The following is a 6,609-nucleotide window of genomic DNA, read 5'->3' as shown; positions in this document are numbered from 1 at the left end:
TTTTGCCCATTACAAATAACGTGTACCCTCTACTAAAGATGTTAGGAGAACGCTTGATGTTAACTATGAAAGGGGGCTTTCGCCCCCCTCGCTTTACTTTACGGTGCTGGATAAGTTATTGTTATGGTCTTGGTAGTTCCATCCCACTCAACTTTTGCACCAAGGTTTTCGGTTACAAACCTCAAAGGAAGCATTGTCCTTCCGCTAATAATTTCTGGCATTACTTTGTGATTTGTATCATCAATCCACTTTGTAACGCCATTTACCTTCGCTTGAGGCTTGCCAATCCATAGTTCAATTGTTGTGTCCTTAACAACAATTGTCACTTTCTTTTCATTTCCATCCCACGAGATAGAACCGCCAATTTCTTCAACTATTGCTCTTATCGGAACAAGAGTCCTTCCATTCTTAATAATAGGAGGTGAATCAAGAGTCTTTTCGGTACCGTTAACAGTAAATGTTGAGGAGCCGATTTTCAAGACGATTACTGTTGATGTCTTTAGATAAACGGTTCTTGTAAGTTTATTAGAAATGCCATACTTGTTGGTTGAAACAATCGTTATTGTATTTGCTCCCTCTCCCAAAATTACACTGTAAGAGAAACTTCCATCGCTTGCTACAGTAATCTTCGTATTGTTGATTGTCACAACACACCCAGGATCTGTCTTACCTGTGAAGTAGAAACTAGATTCCTTAACAGTTATGCCATCTGCAAAGTCTACCGTAAGCGTAGGCGGAGCAGGATTGTATACTGTTATAGTTGCGGGATTTGCTTCTGACTTTATAACGCCAATCTTGCTGTTGTAGAAAGTAACATCTGTTGGGGTAATCTGGGTGTCACCTTCTTGAACACCAACGAATGTAATCCTTATTAAACTACCAGAAGCAGACACTCCGCTTGCCTTTCCAGAAAGTGAATAACCAACAATAATAGTACCAGCCTTATCATGATTTTCGAGGAAGACGGCATTATTTCCAAGGTTAAAAACAGGTTCAACTTTTGAGACTTTAAGTTTTGCACTGTCGTATGAAATTGTTATTGCCATTCCGTAAAGATCGTCAATCTTATCAATAGATAGGTCAATTGTGCCTTCTTTGTCAAGTGGCACTTTATCACCAACAAAAGTTACTTTTACAGGAGGCACTTCAGGAGTAAAGATTGAAATCGTAATAGATTTGGAGACATTAGGTGCACCTACAGAAGTAAATGTGAGATTAACAGTACCACCTTCCTCAGAACCTGCAGTCCCCGGGACACTTACCGAAACTGGCAACAATACGAAATCATTTGATTTTACAGAAATATTATTCGTATCAATCTTGAATGTCCAATTTGATGGTAGGTTGTTTTCTACTTTAACAGTATAAGAATCGTCCGAACTTCCGATATTCTTAATGACGATATTGAAATTCAAGGTATCTCCTGCTTTAACTTTAACATCAGAAACAGCACTTCTAACAATAAAGTCAAACTTAGGAACCTGAGGAGCCGTAAATGAAAGGATTCTTACAACATTATGGAAGCAATCTGTAACAAGTATTTTTCCATCGCTTGTAAAACTAAGCATTGCAGGTTCGTAGAATTCCCTCTCTGTTGACCAAAGAAGTTCGAAGGTATCTCCCTTAAAGGCTTGGAGTCTTCCATTTTCAGTATCGGAGACGATAATATTTCCAGAGTCATCCACTATCACGCCATAAGGAATGTATAGCTTGCCCTTAGATCTTCCTGCACCACCAAAAGATCCCTTAAGTTTTTGATTTGCATCGTAAACATAAACTTTGTTATCATCGGTTGTTGTAACATAGAAATTGCCGTTCTTATCCACATAAAGCCCTACAGGGGCATGTGCAGGCGAGAACTGTCCTATGAAAGTCCCGTCAGATTTAAAGCCAACCACTGTTTGAGTTCCATTGCTTGCTGCCCAAACATTCCCCTGCGAATCAACAGCTATGCCAAAGACATTTGAAACCTTTCCTGCGCCAATTTTTGTAACAAAATTGAAGTTTTCATCAAACTTTGCAATGTAGTCACCAAGACCAACATAAATGCTTCCTTTGTGGTCAGAAGCAATGCCACCAATAGCCTTAAATGGTTCTTTATCGCTTATACCTTTTATTGCTTTGATGAACTTTCCAGATGAGGTAAAAACATCAACCTCTCCAACATCGTTAAAGTTAGTCCAACTTGTAACCCAGATATTCCCTTTAGAGTCCTCGCAGGCAGCCCACGGGTTTACAAGCCTTCCTTCTTTATACTCGTCAAAATCAACCTTCCTTACGAAATTACCTTCTGAATCAAATTGGGTAAGTCTTATACCTACAGGATATCCAAAAGGATTCCCAGGGCTGTAGAAATAACCTGAATCGATTACAAAAACATTACCGCTATCATCAACTGCAAAACCACCGGGGGTTAAGAAAGTGCCATTTGGTTGAGGAAGTTTAGTTGCGTTATCGCCGAACTTTAACAAGAACTTGCCTGTTGGGTCAAATTTTTGAACACAAGCATGATTCTTTGTCGCAAGACCTCTATCAAGAACATAAATATTCCCTTGCTTGTCAACGGATACATCAAAAGGATAAACAAATTGACCGTCATTAGTTCCAGCACTTCCAAATTTCATAAGTGTTTTGCCTGTGCTATCAAGTTTGTATACAACACAGGAGCGCATATCAACAACGTATAGATTATTTGATGCATCAACACACATTCCGCCTGGAGTTGTAACATCAGTTTGAAGAACTGATTTGAAATTTCCGTTTGTATCAAAAACTTGAATTCTGCCGTTTAACTGGTCAGAAACATAAACATTTCCAAGAGAATCAACTGCAATTCCAGAGGGCCCATTGAACTGCCCGTTGTCAGAACCTTCTTTCCCAGCATTAAAAATCCATTTCCCATTTTTATCGAACTTTGCAAAATAGTTATTGAAGAAATCTGCAATATAGAAATTTCCGTCCTTGTCAACTGCAACATCAGCAGGATACTGGAGTTTTCCTTCACCATATCCTAAATCTCCAAATGTTAAAATATTGTAAAGATTCTTATCTAAGATATGGACCCTTCCGTAACTTGTATCGAGAACAACGAGATTACCATCGGGAGTAAATGCCATACCCTGCATAGGGAAAGCTAAATCGCTCTTGTAGTCACTTTCATAGGTATTTGCGGTGTGGAGGGCAAAGGCGCCTATATAGTCATCAGGCATAACACCTACAACACCAACCTGATACAAAGGCTTGGTATCGGCAGAAATGTTTGAAGTAAATGTTGCACTACCTAAAATTAGTGCAAGGCAAATTAAAAGAGAAATAATCCTCTTCATATCTCTCACCCCTTCCTATGGGTATGTCTCACCAAAGTGAGAAAGCAAAATTACCAGGTCTTTTCCATCGATAATTCCATCCATGTTAAAGTCGGCAAGTGGAAGGTAGGTAGAATCTTTGGGTTCACTTCCAAATGACTGTTTAAAGAGCGTCAGGTCTGTATCGTCAACCTTTTTGTCTCTATTGATATCCCATGGATTTTCTGCTTTGTTAACAGTAAGCTGTGCAGGCAAGAAGAGAGAAACAATAGCATTGCCGTTTGCATCAGACAACTTCGATTCCTTAAAGCCAACTTGAGTTGCACCTGGCACTTTTCCTCTTAAAGTAAATGCAACAAGATCTGCTGCCCCTTTTAACTCACGACCCTGTTTGAATTTTATGTTCACGAATATTTCACCCGTAAGATTGTCAGCTTTAAGTGAGTAAGAGTCAATATCATCTTGCTTTATGCTACCTCCAAGTGCAACATTTTCTGCCTTTGTAAGATTTGCGTTAAAGTAAATGACTGTATTAATAGAAGAGACTGCGTCATTAGATGAAACCTTAAGTAAAGCATTTGCAGTTTCTTCCTGAGAAATCACCTGCTTATCTAAAACAAGTGAGAATGCATTTGATGGCGAATTTTTAACTTCAAAATCCCCTTCTACAGTTGCGGTATCTTCGATAACAGGGTTCTGCTGGTCATTGTTCGATTCAACAACAGCAATCTGCCATTTGTATTTCCCATCTTTCAAGAAATAATTACCATAGATATCCTTTCCATCCCAGGAGAATTTATAATGCCCAAGAAATAGTAATGAGCGGTTATAGACGGTTCCAAGCACATTGCCGTTGAGATCTTTAACTCTTATTTCAACCTGGTCTATAATATTCGAACTCTCTGGTCTTTCATTAGGTTCGGTTGCTGGTATTACTGAACCTGAGCCAAAGGCAAAAGTAAAATCAATTGTGTTCTTGCCTATTTCAAGCACATTTGAAGAAGCGCTTACATCGTAGAGTTTTTCGGGCACTTCAACATCACCATTCCAAATAATGAATGGCACATGGAGTTTTGTCTGTCCATTATCAAACCAGATCAATCCCTCGTGCGGTCCTTTTGAGAGTTTTGTCTCATCTGCAGTAAATGTAACATTGACAGAAGCAGATTGACCCTTTGCAATTTTAATCGTGGATGGTGTCAAATTGACAGTTAATCCATCGGGGTTACCCAGGGTAAATTCAGAAGTTACAGAGAAAGTTTGGTCAGCATTACTAACATTTTTAATCGTTAATGTAACGGGGGCAAGAGAATCTACTTTCATTAAAATATCATAAGGTTTAATGACTGCAGGCGTATTAATTGCACTTGCGATATTAATCCTTCCTGATCCTTGAAGAAGCCATGTTATCACTTCGTTATTCTGGTAATTCTTAAGGACAACTGCCGTATTCATTAAAGCTGCTTTTATATCTTCTGATGAGAAATCTGAATGAACTTGTTTGAATAGCGCAATCGCACCTGCAACATGTGGCGCAGCCATTGATGTTCCGTTCCAACTTGCATAACTTCCACCAGGAATTGAAGAGTATATTGCAACGCCAGGCGCTGCAAGTTCTGGCTTGAAGTAAAAGTCTGCTGCAGGACCCATTGAACTAAACGATGCAATGGAACCGAGTTTTGAAACATCATTAAATTTAATCTTTAATCCTTTGTTTATAAGATCTTTAATAAAAAGACCGTCACTTTGAGTAACAAATATTGCTGGAATATATTCTTTCTTTTCGTCACCTGGTGAAACATTAAATGTAGGAGAAACAAGCCCTGGCATATTGTTGTAGATTATAACACCTGCTGCACCTGCAGCCTTTGCATTGAGATCCTTATCTCTGAAGTAAATAGCATTTGGACCCATGGGTCCACGAGAGATAAGCGCAATTTTACCTTTTACATCCACTCCCTCAAAGTCAGAAGGTCTTCCATACCCACAAGGAACAACCTCAAACTCCTTATCGGTTGGAAATGCAGGAGAAAGGTCTGCATAATTTCCGAGAATAACCTTACGTTCTTCTGGAACGGTAGGGGATACTATGTTTATTGCAGGGTGTACACCATCATCGGATGCTGCAACAGAAATAACTTTTCTTGCACCAGATGGTGCACCTAACGGATATGGTTTTGTCTGACATCTTGCACCCTGGTTACCTGCTGCAACAGAAGAAAGAACACCAGCATCTGCTGCCGTATCGAAAGCTTTGTTTTCAGGATCTTCAGGGTCAGATGTTCCAAGGCTTCCAGAACCGAATGAAAGGTTTGCAACATTTGCTCCATCTTTTACTGCCCTTTCAATACCTGCTATTATGTTTTCCGTTGAAGCATTGTTGCTTCCACCTGCAACAATTTTATATGCAAGAATTTTTGCTTTAGGAGCAACGCCTTTTATTTTTCCATCTGCTGCTGCAATGCCTGCAACATGGGTTCCATGACCATTGCTATCCATTGGATCAGGGTCTTTATCGCCAAAGTCGTATCCGCCAATTACCTTATAATTTGGGCCAAATCCACCACCTAAATCTGGATGGGTATAATCAACACCAGTATCTATAATTGCTATAACCATACCAGTCCCGTCAACGGGGTTGCCTTTAGCATCCTTTATTTGTTCCCAGACAGTATTCGCACCAATAACGGAGTTGCTTACATCATCTGCTATCGTATATGTCCTGCTTGGGTAGATCTTTCTTACAAGGTCAAGTTTTGAGATTTTTTCAATGTCAACGCCTCTTACGGAAAGTGCAAAGCCATTGTAGGTATATTGGTACCTGTAGCCAAGTTTTGCATCAGGCGAGATCTCCTTAATCTGCCTAAAAAGCTCGATCTGCTTTTGAGAGATCAATTTTTCATAGTCATTAACCGATAAGTTTCTGCCAAACGAAAGAAGTGTTGCTTCACCTTTTGCCTTGATTTGATAGGTGATAACTGGATCATCCTTTAACTCAACGATAACATTTACATAGTCGTGAGTGGTTAGCTGTTCATTTGTGAACTCTTTTGACAGTTTCGGTGCTTCACTTGCAGAAACATTTACTGGAACAAACCGCAGGAACGAAAGCACCATAAGCACTGCCAACACAAGCGCTAATAGTTTCTTTTGCTTACTCATATTGCCTCCTTTCTAACTTTATAAAAGTATATGAAAAAAAAGAAAAAATAAATATCATGTGATCTGTAAAACCACCAATAATTTGATTCTTTTCCAAAAAGCAAGTTATCTTATATAATTTAAGGGAAATAATATAAGGAGG

The 6,609-nt window shown here is 39.2% G+C and carries 2 protein-coding genes; both read right to left on the bottom strand.

The window, feature by feature from the left end; translation table 11 throughout:
- Positions 1-98 precede the first annotated feature (98 nt).
- The gene (locus JHC30_06230) at positions 99-3,326 is read right to left on the bottom strand and encodes an SMP-30/gluconolactonase/LRE family protein (protein ID MCI4463749.1); all 3,228 of its coding nucleotides are present in this window, start codon (positions 3,324-3,326) and stop codon (positions 99-101) included.
- 15 nt (positions 3,327-3,341) lie between these two features.
- A complete protein-coding gene (locus tag JHC30_06225) occupies positions 3,342-6,467 on the bottom strand; it encodes a S8 family serine peptidase (protein MCI4463748.1) in 3,126 nt (1,041 codons plus the stop codon).
- Between the last annotated feature and the right edge of the window lie 142 nt (positions 6,468-6,609).

This window comes from Caldisericum sp. (assembly GCA_022759145.1).
GTDB lineage: Bacteria > Caldisericota > Caldisericia > Caldisericales > Caldisericaceae > Caldisericum.
This window is presented reverse-complemented; position numbering and strand designations above follow the sequence as displayed.